The organism is Ancylobacter sp. VNQ12, from assembly GCF_049445835.1.
Classification (GTDB): domain Bacteria; phylum Pseudomonadota; class Alphaproteobacteria; order Rhizobiales; family Xanthobacteraceae; genus Ancylobacter.
Genome location: NZ_JBMSDU010000001.1, coordinates 53,647 through 68,591 on the forward strand (window position 1 = coordinate 53,647; position 14,945 = coordinate 68,591).

13 protein-coding genes are annotated in these 14,945 nt (G+C 67.3%); 9 read left to right on the forward strand and 4 right to left on the reverse strand.

Going from position 1 to position 14,945, the window contains the following annotated elements; translation table 11 throughout:
• Positions 1 to 3: 3 nt before the first annotated feature.
• Positions 4 to 2,211: a UDP-forming cellulose synthase catalytic subunit gene (bcsA, locus tag ACO2RV_RS00235; RefSeq protein ID WP_423288579.1), complete on the reverse strand. Its 2,208-nt coding sequence runs from the start codon at positions 2,209 to 2,211 to the stop codon at positions 4 to 6.
• A 330-nt stretch (positions 2,212 to 2,541) separates the two neighbouring features.
• On the opposite strand from bcsA, the gene bcsN reads away from it, so the two are divergent.
• Positions 2,542 to 3,672, forward strand: coding sequence for a cellulose biosynthesis protein BcsN (gene bcsN, locus ACO2RV_RS00240; protein ID WP_423288581.1), 1,131 nt, complete (start codon positions 2,542 to 2,544; stop codon positions 3,670 to 3,672).
• A gap of 6 nt (positions 3,673 to 3,678) precedes the next feature.
• On the opposite strand, the gene ACO2RV_RS00245 is transcribed toward bcsN, so the two are convergent.
• Positions 3,679 to 4,815, reverse strand: coding sequence for an acyltransferase family protein (locus ACO2RV_RS00245; protein WP_423288583.1), 1,137 nt, complete (start codon positions 4,813 to 4,815; stop codon positions 3,679 to 3,681).
• Positions 4,816 to 5,002: 187 nt separating this feature from the next.
• On the opposite strand from ACO2RV_RS00245, the gene ACO2RV_RS00250 reads away from it, so the two are divergent.
• The 4 genes from ACO2RV_RS00250 (at position 5,003) to ACO2RV_RS00265 (ending at position 8,029) form a co-directional block, all read left to right on the forward strand.
• Positions 5,003 to 5,602 carry an SCO family protein gene (locus ACO2RV_RS00250; protein WP_423288585.1) on the forward strand — a complete coding sequence of 200 codons (600 nt, stop codon included), beginning with the start codon at positions 5,003 to 5,005 and terminating at the stop codon, positions 5,600 to 5,602.
• Positions 5,603 to 5,715: 113 nt separating this feature from the next.
• A complete protein-coding gene (locus ACO2RV_RS00255) occupies positions 5,716 to 6,336 on the forward strand; it encodes a DsbA family protein (RefSeq protein ID WP_423288587.1) in 621 nt (206 codons plus the stop codon).
• Positions 6,337 to 6,382: 46 nt separating this feature from the next.
• Positions 6,383 to 7,414: a L,D-transpeptidase family protein gene (locus ACO2RV_RS00260; RefSeq protein ID WP_423288589.1), complete on the forward strand. Its 1,032-nt coding sequence runs from the start codon at positions 6,383 to 6,385 to the stop codon at positions 7,412 to 7,414.
• Positions 7,415 to 7,459: 45 nt separating this feature from the next.
• Positions 7,460 to 8,029, forward strand: coding sequence for a GNAT family N-acetyltransferase (locus ACO2RV_RS00265; protein ID WP_423288591.1), 570 nt, complete (start codon positions 7,460 to 7,462; stop codon positions 8,027 to 8,029).
• A gap of 54 nt (positions 8,030 to 8,083) precedes the next feature.
• Here ACO2RV_RS00265 and pyk read toward each other — a convergent pair whose 3' ends face one another.
• Positions 8,084 to 9,637 carry a pyruvate kinase gene (gene pyk, locus ACO2RV_RS00270; RefSeq protein ID WP_423288593.1) on the reverse strand — a complete coding sequence of 518 codons (1,554 nt, stop codon included), beginning with the start codon at positions 9,635 to 9,637 and terminating at the stop codon, positions 8,084 to 8,086.
• 460 nt (positions 9,638 to 10,097) lie between these two features.
• Between pyk and ACO2RV_RS00275 the strand changes: the two genes are divergently transcribed.
• The 4 genes from ACO2RV_RS00275 (at position 10,098) to ACO2RV_RS00290 (ending at position 13,892) form a co-directional block, all read left to right on the forward strand.
• A complete protein-coding gene (locus ACO2RV_RS00275) occupies positions 10,098 to 11,261 on the forward strand; it encodes a Re/Si-specific NAD(P)(+) transhydrogenase subunit alpha (RefSeq protein WP_423288595.1) in 1,164 nt (387 codons plus the stop codon).
• Positions 11,262 to 11,365: 104 nt separating this feature from the next.
• Entirely contained in the window at positions 11,366 to 11,833 is a 468-nt protein-coding gene (locus ACO2RV_RS00280; RefSeq protein WP_423288597.1) for a proton-translocating transhydrogenase family protein, read from the forward strand.
• 10 nt (positions 11,834 to 11,843) lie between these two features.
• Complete coding sequence (locus ACO2RV_RS00285) at positions 11,844 to 13,247, forward strand: NAD(P)(+) transhydrogenase (Re/Si-specific) subunit beta (protein WP_423288599.1); 1,404 nt, start codon at positions 11,844 to 11,846, stop codon at positions 13,245 to 13,247.
• Between the two features lie 183 nt (positions 13,248 to 13,430).
• Positions 13,431 to 13,892: a CBS domain-containing protein gene (locus tag ACO2RV_RS00290; RefSeq protein WP_423288601.1), complete on the forward strand. Its 462-nt coding sequence runs from the start codon at positions 13,431 to 13,433 to the stop codon at positions 13,890 to 13,892.
• Between the two features lie 84 nt (positions 13,893 to 13,976).
• On the opposite strand, the gene rpoH is transcribed toward ACO2RV_RS00290, so the two are convergent.
• On the reverse strand, positions 13,977 to 14,888 hold the full coding sequence (gene rpoH / locus ACO2RV_RS00295) for an RNA polymerase sigma factor RpoH (protein WP_423288603.1): 912 nt from the start codon (positions 14,886 to 14,888) through the stop codon (positions 13,977 to 13,979).
• Positions 14,889 to 14,945 lie beyond the last annotated feature (57 nt).

A 14,945-nucleotide genomic window follows, 5' to 3' on the forward strand; every position in this document is an offset into this window, starting at 1 on the left:
GCATCATCCGCGTTTGGCCGGGGCGAGTGAAGGCTGGCGGCGGCGCTCGCGCCACAGCTTGTGCAGATGAACGAGATAGGACAGGCCGCGGCCCGTATGGAAGATGGAAAGTCGAACGAAATTGAGAGTACCGCGCAGAACCCCCGGATTTTTGCGCCGGGACTCCTGGAATTTCTTCCACTGTTCCGAACTCGCGAAGATGAGGTCGGAAATGAGCCGGTAGTGCTGGGGCTCCTCGGGGGCGAACTGGCCGCCGATCAGCAGGCCGTCGGCATCGCGCTCGATGTTGCGGATGGTGAAGGGCAGCGTGTCGATCTTGATGTTGGCGGAGAGCGGCTTGAAGCGCAGCACCGCCGCCTGGCCGCGCTCGATCTCCGGCATGGTCACGTTGGCGTTGGGGCGCACGCGCGCACCGCCGACCGAGCCGTCGTCGATCGTGGCGGGATAGGCCACGCCGTCGATGATGAGCTCGCAGCGCCGCAGCAGGTCCACGCGGTGGGCGCGGCGGCGGTTGCGCCGCTCGGACACCACGCCGAGGGCGCAGCCGGCGATGATGATGTTGAGCACGTTCCACGCCCCGACGACGATGATGACGTCGGCGTTGAACGGCTCGGTCAGCAGCCGGTAGACGGTGACCAGCAGGCCGACGATCAGGATGCCGTAGATGATGAAGAACGGCCGGCCGATCTCCGACACATGGCCCTCGTCCATCGTCTCGCCCTTGGCGGTGACGTTGAAGGTCGGCTTGTGCGGATTGATGAGAACCGAGATGAGCGCTGGCAATAGATAGATCGATTGTATGTATTCGTAGAGCTCGGAAATCCACGGCCAGCGATAGCGCCCGTAGAGGTAGTTCTGCATCAGCAGGTTCACGAGCATGTAGGTCGTGGTGTAGGCGAGGAACTCGGCGCCGGAGGCGTCGAAGATCTCCAGCGAGAAGAACAGGTAGAACAGCGGCGAGATGAGGAACATCAGCCGGGGATAGGCGAACAGCCAGAACAGCGTGGACGAGCAGTAGCTCAGCCGCTGCGGCAGGGTCAGGCCGCGCTTCAGCGGCGGGACATGGAAGCGCAGGATCTGCATCATGCCCTGCGCCCAGCGCGAGCGTTGCCCGATGAAGCTGGTGAAGGTCTCGGGCTGAAGGCCGGCGATCAGCGGGCGGTCGACATAGATCGAGTGCCAGCCGCGCGAATGCAGTTCGAGCGCGGTCTCGGCGTCTTCGGTGATGGTGATGCCCTGGAAGCCGCTCGTCTCCTGCAGGGCGCGCCGGTTTATCAGCGCCGCCGAGCCGCAGAAGAATGCCGCGTCCCATTTGTCGAGGCCACGCTGGATGATGCCGTAGAACATCTCGTTCTCGGACGGCATGTACTCGAACGTGTTGAGGTTGCGTTCCAGCGGGTCGGGATTGATGAAGAAGTGCGGCGTCTGGACGAGGAACAGGTTCTCCGTCGTCTGGTAGTAGCCGACCGTCTGTTGCAGGAAGTCGCGCGTGGGCGCGTGGTCGGCGTCGAACACGGCGACGAGATCGCCGGTGGAATGCTTCAGGCCGTTATTGAGGTTGCCGGCCTTGGCGTGCTCGTTGCGCGCGCGGGTGAGGTAATGGCAGCCGAGCCCGGCGCAGAGCTGCTGCAGCTCGGCACGGCGCTGCTGGGCCTCGAGCGCCTTGACGGTGTCTTCCTGCTCGCATTTCTGGTCGGTGCCGCCGTCGTCGAGCAGCCAGACGGAGAACTTGTCGTCGGGGTAGTCGATGCTGAGCGCGGCCGAGGCGGTCGAGGCCAGCAGATGCGGGTCCTCATTATAGGTCGGGATGAAGATGTCGACCGTGGGCAGTTCGTCCATCACCAGCGGCGGCGAAACCCGCTCGGGCATGGGCGAGGACACCACGAACAGGCTGAGGAACAGCATGAACACGCTGTACATCTCGGCGATGTAGAGCATGAAGCCGGGGATGAAGTCTTCCAGCTGGGTGATGGGCGGGATGGTGCTGGTGGTGCGCCAGTAGACGTAGCGCAGCACGATCGCGGTGCCGAGCGCGAGCGCGATCATGCGGAAGATGCCGACCGGAGGCCCGAACGTCTTCAGCAGGATCATGGCCAGCACGACGATGCAGCCGGCGATGAGATGGGCCTGGAGGCTGATGGGCAGCGTGATCAGGAACACGACGATGAGCGAGGAAATCGCCCACAAGCCTCCTATCCATGCCTTGCGCATTCTGTCTCCGCCTCGGTTTCGCCAGGGCCGCGGCTGGCCGGCGGCATAAGGTGTGTCTAATCCTCAGAGGTTGAGGAAATCTATCCAATATCGAACTTTCTTGTCACTTGCTCGATTCCACCCGGCGCCCGTGCAGGCTAAAGTCTTCCTACGCAAGTGATTCGTCTATGTTTCACGAGGCGACTCTTAGGATCGGATGCAGGCGGAGCAGAGCGTCGGCGCAACGGCGCTTCAGCGCTCGAAGGACACATGACCGGACGGAATGCGCGCGTACCTCTTCTCGGGTGTCTTGCCGTTTCCGTCGCTTTCCTGACGGCCGGTTGCGCACCCTTGTTCTGGCGGGGCAATCCGCAGGTCGCGACCGCGACGGTCGAGGTGCCGGTCGCCGAGGCGCTGGTTCTGCCGGAACCCGGCGCGGCGCCGCAGGTCATCACCGTTCTGGAGACCGACTATATAAACGCGGTCCAGCAGGAAATCATTCTCGCCACCAATTCGCGCTCGCGCGGGCAGAACGCCATTTATGCGGTGTTCTTCGGCCCGGTTAAGGGGCGCACCGGCTGGGAGAACCTGCGCAAGGACGAGTTCCTCAACGACGAGGCGCTCGACGAGGAAATGCTGGAGCGCATGCCCGGCGTGCCGATGCATGTGTCCAACTACTTCGTGCAGAACCGCTACGGGCCGTTCAACTATGCCATCGGCAATGCCGGCGGCGGCGAATTGTGCATCTATGGCTGGCAGCGGATCCAGTCGCAGGCGCGCCTGCGGCTGATCCCGCCGGACAGCGGCGTGCTCGCCATCCGCCTGCGGCTCTGCCAGATCGGCGCGAGCGAGCAGGACCTGCTGCGGGTCATGTACCGCTATTCGATCAACGGCTATTTCCTGCCGCAGTTCTGGCAGCCCTATGGGCGGCCCATGGGCGAGCCGGAGGGCCTGGGCATGATCGGCGGGCCGCTGGCCTATCCCTCCGGCCTGCAGGGCGACGGGACGGTGCTGGACGGCTGGGCCGGACCCGAGCCGGTGCAGGCGGCGCCGGCGCGCGCTGCCCGGAGCACGAGGCGCTATGGCAGCGCGGTGCCGCAGCCGGAGCCGGTCTATCCCGCGGCGCAGCCCGGCTACATGGACCCGACCATGCAGGGCAATCTGGTCGATCCGGTCGAGGGCTATCCTCAGGTGCCGGGGCCGGCGGTTTCCGGCCAATTGGCGCCGAGCGCGAAGCCCAGCGTCACGCCGGGCCAGGTGCAGCCGGGCGCGGTGGTCGACCGGGCGCCGGCGCGGCCGGTGCAGTCCGACCAGCAGAGTTCGCCGTTCAGCACGCCGCCGACCCTGCCGGGGACGACGAACTACCTGCCCTCGCCGGGCGTCTCCTCCTCCGGTTCTTCCTCGACCGGCGCGCCCAGCGCGATCGGCGAGCCGGTGCGGCTGGTGCCGGGCGCTTCCTCCTACCCGACGCCGAGCCAGTAGCGGGCGTCAGGGGGCGGCGAGGCGGGCGCGGGCCCGCGTGCGGATCTGCTTCAGCGTGGCCAGTACCGGCCGTTCGACGGCGACGAGGAAGACGCACCCCAGCGCGAGCGTCGCGGCTGAAGTGGCGACGAACAGCAGCGCCAGCGCCAGCGGCGACATCGGGCTCAGCGCGGCGAAGACCGCCGAGGCCGGCGCCACGATCAGCGGCACGTGCACGAGATAGATCGGGAAGGACAATTCGCCGAGCTTCTGCAGCGGCGGGCTCTCGAACAGCCGCCTGAGCGCCGGCGTCATCAGGATCGCGAGCACCAGCAGCACGGCGCCGGCCTGGCGGGGGCCGTCGGTGCCGAGCCGGGCGATGAGCTGCGAGGCGAGGTCCGGCCCGGCGGCGCGGCCGGCGAAGCTGGCACCGAGCACGAGGCCGGCGAGGCCGACCAGCGCGCCGAGCACGGGCCGCTCGCCCAGCCGATGGCGCAGCTCATAGATGAGCGCACCGCCGCAGAAGGCGGCGAGGTAGAACAGCCCCACCGCGCCGAAGGCAAGGATGCCGGCCGCCATCGCATAGGGCCGCGCGCGGCCTTTCAGCAGGGCGTAGGAACCGTAGATCAGCACCGATCCGAAAAATTCCGCCTGCATGGTCCAGAGCGGATTGTTGAAGCGGGTGGTGCCGTTGACGAACACGCCGACGCCGCCCTCCCAGATCGCCTGCGACAGCGGGGGAATGGGCGGCTGGTAGGTCCAGCGGAACCAGCGGCTGCCGCTGATCGCCTGTGCCTCGCTCGCGGCCTCGGGAAAGCCGGTGAGCCAGGCCCAGGCGAGGATGGAGGAGGCGAGCGCCGGCAGGCCGAGGCGGAAATAGCGCAGCCCGATCATCAGCGGCGCCTCGCGCAGATTCTTCGGGCTGGAGGCTGCCAGCACGAAGCCGGAGAGCACGAAGAACACCGCCACGGCGAAATTGCCGTTCCACAGCACCGCCAGCGGCGTGTCGAACAGGCTGAAGCCGGTGCGCGCCCGGTCGGCGAACGGGCCGGGCGTGAAGGCATAGAAGAAATGGAACGCCACCACGGTACAGGCGGCAAAGCCGCGCAGCCCGTCGAGGCAGGTGACACGCGATGAGGCAGGCACGGGCTGGCTGGCAGGCATGGTGCGTGCGCCCCCCGGCGCGGACCAATGGAGAGACGGCGGCGATCTAATACCGCCGCGGCGCCGGCAGCAACGGGCGATGCGTGACAGGCGTAGCCTCGCGGGTCCTGGCGCCGGTGGCCTGCGGTTTCGTGAATTGACGTGGCCCGCCGGTCGGGCTTCACCGCGTGCGTCGATGCGAGGAGAGATGCGGGTGAGGCGGCTGCGCTGGATTCTATGGGGACTGGTCGTGCTCGGGGCGGGCGGCTTCGGTTTTCTTATGCTGCGCGAGCCGTCCGTGCCTTCCGGGGCGATGGTCCTTGAGATCAGTGAACTGGGCGGACCCTTCGCGCTGACCGACCAGCACGGGCGCGCGGTCACGCAGGACGACATTGCCGGGCGCCCCTATGCGGTGTTCTTCGGCTTCACCAACTGCCCGGATGTGTGCCCCACCACCCTGTTCGGCCTGACCCGGCTGATGGAGACGCTCGGCCCGGAGGCAGACCGCTTCAAGGTGCTGTTCGTCACCGTCGATCCCGAGCGCGACAGCGTGGAGCAGCTGGGGCTCTACATGTCCTCCTTTGATCCGCGCATCGTCGCGCTGACCGGCACGCCGGAGGCGACGGCGCGAATGCTGAAGAATTACCGCGCCTACGCCCGCAAGGTGCCGACCGAGGGCGGCTACACCATGGACCATACCGCGCTGGTGTTCCTGATGGGCTCGGACGGACGCTTCGTCTCGACGCTGGACCTGCACGAGCCGCAGGAAACCCAGCTCGGCAAGCTGCGGCGGCTGGTGGACCGATAGCTCACGATTGCGTGAAGCCGGCGCCGATGCCGCAAGGCTGCCTTGCTCCTCAAGCGACTGGAGATGGCAGCGTGCCGGAACCGGAATGGCCGGCGGAAGCTGCGGAGGTGCATATGAGGCGTCGTGACGTTCTTCTGGCCGGGGCCGCGGCCGCCGGGCTTCTCGCGGGCGTATCCGGCGCCAGCGCCCAGCGCATGGCCGACAAGATCCTCGGCGAGCCCGGCCCGTTGCCCGAGCGCGTCTTCGGCTCGCCGGACGCCAAGGTCACGGTGATCGAATATGCCTCGCTGACCTGCCACCATTGCCGTGATTTCCATGTGAAGACATGGCCCGCCATCAAGGCGAAATATGTCGATACCGGCCGCGTGCGGTTCATTCTGCGCGAATTCCCGCTCGACCAGATGGCGCTTGGCGGCTTCATGCTGGCGCGCTGCGCCGGCGAGGAGCGCTGGTACGATGTGGTCGACACGCTGTACCGCAAGGACGACGCTTGGGCGCATGCGCCGAACCCGCTGGAGGGGCTCCGCGGCCTGCTGACGCCGGCCTATCTGAGCGCGGAGAAGTTCGAGGCTTGCCTGAGCGACAGCGCGCTGCAGGAAAAGGTGCTGACCGTCTCGCGCAACGGAACGGTGGCCGGCGTCGCCGCCACGCCGACTTTCTTCATAAATGGCAAACCATATTCAGGCTTCATGACGGTCGAGCAATTCAGCCGTCTGATCGATCCGCTGCTGTGAGCGGTCGATGGAATGGCCTTGTGAGAGCGTCGGGAGCTCGGGTTTCGTGAGTAAGCTGCTGGCCAGACTTGGTCTTGTCGCCGTCCTCGTGGCGTCCGCCGCATTGGCGGGCTGCGTGTCGATGGATGGCGAGGACGATCGTGGATCGATCCCGCTCAACGGCAAGATCGTCTCGGAGATGACCGCCAAGGGCATGACCCCGGCCGATCCGATCATGGTGCGCATCTACAAGCAGGAGAGCGAGCTGGAGGTGTGGAAACGCACCAGCAACGGCACCTATGCGCTGCTCAAGACCTACCCGATGTGCCGCTGGTCCGGAAAGCTCGGCCCGAAGATGCGCGAGGGCGACCGGCAGGCGCCGGAGGGCTTCTACACCATCACCCGCGCGCAGCTGAACCCGCGCTCGCAATACTTCCTGTCCTTCAATCTCGGCTATCCCAACGAGCTGGAAAGCGCGCTGGGCTACACCGGCGCGGCGCTGATGGTGCACGGTGCCTGCACCTCGGCCGGCTGCTACGCCATGACCAATAACGGCGTGGGCGAGATCTACGCGCTGGCGCGCGAGGCGCTGAAGGGCGGGCAGGAGGAGTTCCAGGTCCAGGCGCTGCCCTTCCGCATGACGCCGGCCAATCTCGCCGTGCACCGCAGCGACCCGAACATGGCATTCTGGCAGAATCTGCGGGAAGGCGTCGACTATTTCGACCTGACCAAGCAGCCGCCGACGGTGACGGCCTGCGCCGGGCGCTACCGCTTCACGCCGGGGCCGCTGCCGGCCGATGCCAAGCTCGACCCGCTCGGCCCCTGCCCGGTGGACCCCGCCAGCGCCGCGATCGCCCAGCGCATTCAGGAGCGCGAGGCCGCCGAGGCGGCGGAGATCGCCTCCATCGCCGCCGCCAACCCGCCGCTGGCCGCAAGCTATGTCGATGGCGGCATGCACAAGAGCTTCCGCGACGTGCTGCGCCGCGCCGGGCCGGAGAAGCTGGCGGCGCTGACCTCGGGCGTGATTCCCGTCAGCCAGCCCGATGCGGCTCTGAAGGACCCCTATCCCGGCGCGGTGACGGTTTCCGCCGCGCAGTGATCTGCCGTTGACGTGGCAGGCCGCGCCGTGGTGCAAGCAGCGACCATGAATGTGACCGTCGAAAAACCACTCGCCCCCGTCCTCGTGCGCGATGCGCATGTGCCGGACATGGCCGCCATTCAGGCGATCTACGCCCACCACGTGCTGCACGGCCTCGCCACCTTCGAGGAGGTGCCGCCTTCGGTGGAGGAGCTCGGCGCGCGGCGCACCGCCGTGCTGGGCGCGGGCCTGCCCTATATCGTCGCCGAGAGCGGCGGCGAGGTGGTCGGCTACAGCTACGCCACCGCCTACCGTCCCCGTCCGGCCTATCGCTTCACGGTGGAGGATTCCATCTATGTCGCGGACGGCCGGGGCGGGCTGGGCATCGGCAGCGCACTGCTGGCGGAATTGATCGCCCGCTGCGAGGCGGGGCCGTGGCGGCAGATGATCGCGGTGATCGGCAATAGCGGCAATGCGGGCTCCATCGCCCTGCATCGCCGGCACGGCTTCGCTCACACCGGGGTGCTGCACGATGTCGGCTTCAAGCTCGGCCGCTGGGTGGATTCGGTGCTGATGCAGCGCCCGCTCGGGGCGGGTGCCGGAACCCTGCCGGACGCGCGCGCCGCGGCAAAATGAAAAGGCCCTCCGTCGGGAGGGCCTTTCCGTCGTCTTCAGTGCCTCACGCGCTACTCACTCGGCCTTGGCTTTCACCGGCTTGGAGCGAAGGACGGCACCGCCACGCGCGCGGCTGGCGGCGGCGCGCGGGGGCGTCATCGGGTCGTTCTTGTCGGCGCCCACCGGCTTGCGCGACAGCATGGCCTTGTCGATGGTGACGAGGCGCATGACGTTGGTGGTGCCCGGCGTCGCGAAGGGCACGCCGGCCGTGATGGCGATGAGGTCGCCCTGCTTGGCGAAGCCGTGCTCGACCGTGGTGTGCGTTGCCTTGGTCGCCATCTCGCCGAAGGTGTGGATCTCCTCCGGCGCGTGCACGGCGTGCACGCCATAGGACAGCACGAGCCGGCGCGCGGTCGACAGCTGGCTGGCGATGCCGACGATCGGGATGCGCGGGCGCTCGCGCGCGGCGTGCAGCGTCGTGGTGCCCGACAGCGTGTAGGTGACGATGGCGGCGGCATCGACCGACAGCGCGGCCTGATAGGCGGCGGCGGTCACCGCATCGGCGACCGAATGACCGGCGTCGGGACGCTGCGATTCGACGATGGCACGGTAGCCGGGGTCGCGCTCCACCTGCTTGATGATCTGGTCCATCATCGCGACCGCCTCGACCGGATATTGCCCGGCCGCGCTTTCCGCCGAGAGCATGACCGCGTCGGCACCGTCATAGACGGCGGTGGCGACGTCGGACACCTCGGCGCGGGTCGGCACCGGGGCGCTGATCATCGATTCCAGCATCTGCGTCGCCACGATCACCGGCTTGCCGAGCCGGCGGGATTCGCGGATGACGCGCTTCTGCAAGGCCGGGATTTCCGGCAGCGACAGTTCCACGCCGAGATCGCCGCGCGCCACCATGATGCTGTCGGAAAGCTCGGTGAGGCGGGTGAGGTGCTCGACCGCCTGCGGCTTTTCCAGCTTGAGGTTGATCTGGGCGCGGCCCTGGATCAGCTCCTTGGCCTCGAGCACGTCCTCGGGACGCTGCACGAAGGACAGCGCGATCCATTCGACGCCGAGGTCGAGGGCGAAGAACAGGTCCGAGCGGTCCTTGTCGGTGAGCGCGGAGACCGGCAGCAGTACGTCGGGGACGTTGAAGCCCTTATTGTTCGACAGCCGGTTGCCGGCGACGACCTCGGCCTCGATGAAGCCCGAACCCTTGCGCACGACGCGCACGCGCACCTTGCCGTCGTCCAGCAGCACGGTCGAACCCTCATGCAGGGCTTCGAGGATTTCCGGGTGCGGGATCGGCACGCGCGTCTCGTCGCCCGGGGTCGGGTCGGTGTCGAAGCGGATGGTGGTGCCGGCGGTCAGGTTGATGTGGCCGTCGACGAACTTGCCGAGGCGCAGCTTCGGGCCCTGCAGGTCGGCGAGCACGCCGATGGGGCGGCGCACATCCTTCTCCAGCGCGCGCACCGCGCCGAGTACCTTGCCGTGGTTCTCCTGCGTGCCGTGGCTGAAATTCAGCCGGAACACATCGACGCCCGCCTCGTACAGCGCGCGGATCTTCTCCGGGCTGGACGATGCCGGCCCGAGGGTCGCCACGATCTTCGTTGCGCGTTCGCGCCTGCCTGCCATTGTTTCCTCCATGTCGCCGGCGCGTCTCCCGCGACCCCGCACTGATACGGGCTCACGTTGCCGGCGCGTCTTCTATGTACCAATTCGGGGCGGCTGTCTCTTGCGCGATATCTTGCACTGCAACGTGTCGATACGGCGACGCAGCACGTTCAATTCTTCGCGCCCAAGGCAAAGTCGGTCGCTTACCTCTGGCGAAGCTATGATGTTACGTTGATCGCCGCGCGCGGCGAGGAGAGGGTCTCGCCGGGCCGATCCGTTGCCGATCGGAACCATCCGCCGCATACGGAATCAACTTGCTGGTATCTAGAATTCTGTATACCAATGGAGTCGAATGGCGGGAAGTGCCGTCGGCGCGCGCGGGATGAAGATGTCCGCGCGGGATCCGGGGGCGGGCGTGCGCCAGCGCCGTGAACCGCACGATCGAATAACAGCCGGCTAACGGCTCGCAAGGGAGGGAAGAATGCGTCTGTCCGTTCTGAAGGAGACGGTCGCGACCGAGCCACGGGTTTCTGCGTCGGTTGATACGGTCAAGCGGTATGTTTCGCTTGGGGCTGACGTTGTTGTTTCGTCGGGAGCGGGGCTGGCGTCGGGGATCGGCGACGGGGATTATGAGGGCGCGGGCGCGTCGGTGGTCGCGGATAATGCGGCGGCGGTGGCGGGGGCGGACATCGTGCTCGGGGTGCGCCGTCCGGAGGCGGGCGCGCTGGCCGGCGTGAAGCCGGGCGCGCTGGTGATCTCGATCGCGGATCCCTATGGGCACGAGGCGGAGCTGGAAGCGCTGGCGAAGGCGGGCGTGTCGGCGTTTGCGATGGAGCTGATGCCGCGCATCACCCGCGCGCAGGTGATGGACGTGCTGTCCAGCCAGGCCAACCTTGCCGGCTATCGCGCGGTGATCGATGCCAGCGCCGAGTTCGGCCGGGCCTTCCCGATGATGATGACGGCGGCGGGCACGGTGCCGGCGGCGCGGGTGTTCGTGATGGGCGCCGGGGTCGCGGGCCTTCAGGCGATCGCCACGGCGCGGCGTCTGGGCGCGGTGGTGTCGGCGACCGATGTGCGTCCGGCGGCGAAGGAACAGGTGGAGTCTCTGGGCGCCAAGTTCATCGCGGTCGAGGACGAGGAGTTCAAGCAGGCGGAGACGGCGGGCGGCTACGCCAAGGCGATGTCGGCGGAGTACCAGGCCAAGCAGGCGGCGCTGACGGCGAGCCACATCGCCAAGCAGGACATCGTCATCACCACGGCGCTGATCCCCGGGCGTCCGGCGCCGAAGCTGGTGTCCAGCGAGATGGTGGCGTCGATGAAGCCGGGCTCGATCCTGGTGGACCTGGCGGTGGAGCGCGGCGGCAATGTCGCGGGCGCGGTCGCGGGCGAGGTCGTCACCACGGCGAACGGTGCCAGGATCGTCGGCTATCTCAACGTGCCGGGGCGTCTGGCGGCGACGGCGTCGCAGCTCTACGCGAAGAACCTTTACGCCTTCGTGGAGACGCTGGTCGACAAGGGCACGAAGTCGCTTGGCGTGAAGTGGGACGACGAACTGGTGAAGGCGACGCTGCTGACGAAGGACGGTGCGGTGGTGCATCCGGGGTTCAAGCCGCAAGGGGCTGGCGACGCCGCCTCGGCGGCGTGAGCGCGGCCGGGTTGAGCGTCTTGCCGTGATCGACAGGGCGGGCCGGTTGCGCCGGGGAGGGCGCGGCAGGGCTCGGATAACAGACTTCTAGGGGATTGAGGGACATGGCCAATCCGGCAGCGGGCGACGCGGTCGCCCAGAACGCGGCGGAAGGCGCGCGCATCGCCGCGGAAGTGGCGGCGCAGGCGGCGCAGGCGGCGCAAGCCTATGCGGACGCGGCGGCACAGCATTATGCGGAGATCGCAGGTAACGCGGCGCACGCGCTCTCGGGCGGGGCGATCGACCCGTTCGTGTTCCGCCTCGCCATCTTCGTGCTGGCGGTGTTCGTGGGCTATTACGTGGTGTGGTCGGTGACGCCGGCGCTGCACACGCCCTTGATGAGCGTGACCAACGCGATCTCCTCGGTGATCGTGGTCGGCGCGCTGCTGGCGGTGGGCGTCGACACGGTGGCGGAGGGCACGGGCTGGGCGCGCGGCTTCGGCTTCCTCGGGCTGATCCTGGCTAGCGTGAACATCTTCGGCGGGTTCCTGGTGACCAGCCGGATGCTCGCCATGTACTCGAAGAAGAAGTGAGGGCGACGGGATGAACGCCAATATCGTCGCTCTGCTGTACCTCGTCTCCGGGGTGCTGTTCATCATGGCGCTGCGCGGGCTGTCGAGCCCGGCGACCTCGCGCCAGGGCAACCTGTTCGGCATGGTCGGCATGACCATCGCGGTGCTGACCACGCTGGCCTCCTCGCCGCCCTCGGGGCTGGGCGGCTGGGCGCTGGTGATCGGCGGCCTCGCCATTGGCGGCGGCGCCGGGGCGGTGATCGCCCGCAAGATCGCGATGACGCAGATGCCCCAATTGGTGGCGGCGTTCCACTCGCTGGTGGGCCTTGCCGCTGTCATGGTGGCGGCTGCCGCTCTTTACGCTCCTGCCGCGTTCGGCATCGGCGATCCCGGCCATATCCATGCGCAGGCGCTGGTGGAGATGAGCCTCGGCGTCGCCATCGGCGCCATCACCTTTACCGGTTCCGTGATCGCGTTTGCCAAGCTGAACGGCAATATGAGCGGCAAGCCGATCCTGCTGCCGGCGCGCCATGCGATCAACCTCGCGCTGGCGGCGCTGATCGTGGTGCTGGTCGTCATCCTGACGCTGACCGAGAGCCACACGGTGTTCTGGCTGATCGTGATCGCCTCGCTGGTGTTCGGCGGGCTCTTGATCATCCCGATCGGCGGGGCGGACATGCCGGTCGTGGTGTCGATGCTGAACTCCTACTCCGGCTGGGCGGCGGCGGGCATCGGCTTCACGCTGGGCAACACGGCGCTGATCATCACCGGCGCGCTGGTGGGATCCTCGGGCGCGATCCTGAGCTACATCATGTGCAAGGGGATGAACCGGTCCTTCGTGTCGGTGATCCTGGGCGGCTTCGGCGGCGATGCCGCGGCGGGCCCGGCCGGCGCGGTGGAGAGCCGGCCGGTGAAGCAGGGCTCGGCGGAAGACGCGGCGTTCATCATGAAGAACGCGGCCAAGGTGATCATCGTGCCGGGCTACGGCATGGCGGTGGCGCAGGCCCAGCACGCGCTGCGCGAGATGGCGGACAAGCTGAAGGAAGAAGGCGTCGAGGTGAAATACGCCATCCATCCGGTGGCGGGCCGCATGCCCGGGCACATGAACGTGCTGCTGGCGGAAGCCAACGTGCCCTATGACGAGGTGTTCGAGCTGGAGGACATCAACTCGGAGTTCGCTCAGGCCGACGTGGCCTTCGTCATCGGCGCCAACGACGTGACCAACCCTGCGGCCAAGACCGACCCGACCTCGGCGATCTACGGCATGCCGATCCTCGACGTGGAGAAGGCCAAGACCGTGCTGTTCATCAAGCGCGGCATGGCCGCCGGCTATGCCGGCGTCGAGAACGAACTGTTCTTCCGCGACAACACCATGATGCTCTTCGCCGACGCAAAGAAAATGGTCGAGGACATCGTCAAAAACCTCGCTCATTGAGCGCGGCTCTCCGATGACGCAAAAGGCCGGGCGCGAGCCCGGCCTTTTTCATATGCCCGCCGGATCCGCCATGCTGCGGCGCGGCGACTCTTTTCGTTGACGACAGGTGTATTGCATACCAGACTTCGACCAAAGGCTAAGAAGACGTGACGGCGCCCGTTCCACTCAAGTCGAGGAAACGCCATGCTAGTCGCTGATCTCATGAAGCTGAAAAGCGCCCGCGTGCCGACGATCCGCATGTCGGAAACCGTCGAAATGGCCGCCACCCTGCTCAACCGCGAGCGCATCGGCGCCGTGGTGGTGAAGGATGCCTGCGGCTCCGAGGGCGACACCGTGGTCGGCATCTTCTCCGAGCGCGACGTGGTGCGCGCCATTGCCGAACGCGGCGCCGCCTCGCTGAAGCTGCCCGTCTCCGAGCTGATGTCGCGCAACATGATCTCCTGCGCCATGGACGACAGCGTCGACCAGGTGCGCGCGATGATGGACGAGCACCATGTGCGGCATCTGCCGGTGCTGGCCGAACACCAGCTGGTCGGCGTGCTCAGCATTCGCGACGTGCTGGCGCATGATGTGCGCATGGCTGCGCTGGTCGCCGCCGGCGCGGGGCGTCCGGCCGGCGTGCCCGGTGTCTCGCTGACCGCCTGAACCACCGTCTGCCGGCAAAGAAAAACCGCGCGGGACGGTCTCCCGCGCGGTTCATTCATGTCAGGTGGAAACCCTGTGTGCCGGTCAGAGCGCCGGCGAGGTTTCCTGGCGCATCGGCGCCGTCTCCATCTGGTGCACGCGGTCGATCACCGCCTTCTGCACCTTCTCGAAGGCGCGGACCTCGATCTGCCGCACGCGCTCGCGCGACACGCCGAACTCGGCGGCGAGGTCTTCCAGCGTCATCGGATCGTCGGCGAGGCGGCGCGCCTCGAAGATGCGGCGCTCGCGCTCGTTCAGCACCGACAGGGCGCCCGACAGCGCATTGCGCCGGTTGTCCATCTCCTCATGCTCGGCGATGACGGTTTCCTGGCTGTCATGGTCGTCGGCCAGCCAGTCCTGCCATTCGCCGCCGCCTTCGACATCACCGCGCAGCGGCGAGTTCAGCGACGCGTCGCCGCCAAGACGGCGGTTCATGTCGATGACGTCCTGCTCGGTGACGCCGAGCTTGGTGGCGATCTGCTGCACCTGGTCCGGCCTCAGATCGCCTTCTTCCAGCGCGGAGATCTGGCTCTTGGCCTTGCGCAGGTTGAAGAACAGCTTCTTCTGCGCCGCCGTGGTACCCATCTTCACCAGGCTCCACGAGCGCAGGATGTACTCCTGGATCGAAGCCTTGATCCACCACATGGCATAGGTGGCGAGGCGGAAGCCCTTGTCGGGCTCGAACCGCTTCACCGCCTGCATGAGGCCGACATTGCCCTCGGAGATGACCTCGGAAATCGGCAGGCCGTAGCCGCGATAGCCCATGGCGATCTTGGCCACCAGACGCAGATGACTGGTGACGAGCTTGTGGGCGGCGTCCGGATCCTCATGCTCGCGCCAGCGCTTGGCGAGCATATATTCTTCCTGCGGCTCCAGCATGGGGAACCGGCGGATTTCCGCGAGATAGCGGTTCAGGCCACCTTCAGCGGACGGCAGGCTCATTGCGGAACGGGCCATGATTGCACCCTCCTTCTTTTCTCGGTCCCCAAGTGCGGGCAACCGGTAGGCGGCCGC

Coding starts and splice junctions, on each gene's coding strand:
- bcsA (WP_423288579.1), bottom strand. CDS start 2,211: ATGCGCAAGGCATGGATAGGAGGCTTGTGGGCGATTTCCTCGCTCATC.
- ACO2RV_RS00275 (WP_423288595.1), top strand. CDS start 10,098: ATGCGTCTGTCCGTTCTGAAGGAGACGGTCGCGACCGAGCCACGGGTT.
- ACO2RV_RS00285 (WP_423288599.1), top strand. CDS start 11,844: ATGAACGCCAATATCGTCGCTCTGCTGTACCTCGTCTCCGGGGTGCTG.
- ACO2RV_RS00250 (WP_423288585.1), top strand. CDS start 5,003: ATGCGGGTGAGGCGGCTGCGCTGGATTCTATGGGGACTGGTCGTGCTC.
- ACO2RV_RS00265 (WP_423288591.1), top strand. CDS start 7,460: ATGAATGTGACCGTCGAAAAACCACTCGCCCCCGTCCTCGTGCGCGAT.
- ACO2RV_RS00280 (WP_423288597.1), top strand. CDS start 11,366: ATGGCCAATCCGGCAGCGGGCGACGCGGTCGCCCAGAACGCGGCGGAA.
- rpoH (WP_423288603.1), bottom strand. CDS start 14,888: ATGGCCCGTTCCGCAATGAGCCTGCCGTCCGCTGAAGGTGGCCTGAAC.
- ACO2RV_RS00245 (WP_423288583.1), bottom strand. CDS start 4,815: ATGCCTGCCAGCCAGCCCGTGCCTGCCTCATCGCGTGTCACCTGCCTC.
- pyk (WP_423288593.1), bottom strand. CDS start 9,637: ATGGCAGGCAGGCGCGAACGCGCAACGAAGATCGTGGCGACCCTCGGG.
- ACO2RV_RS00255 (WP_423288587.1), top strand. CDS start 5,716: ATGAGGCGTCGTGACGTTCTTCTGGCCGGGGCCGCGGCCGCCGGGCTT.
- ACO2RV_RS00290 (WP_423288601.1), top strand. CDS start 13,431: ATGCTAGTCGCTGATCTCATGAAGCTGAAAAGCGCCCGCGTGCCGACG.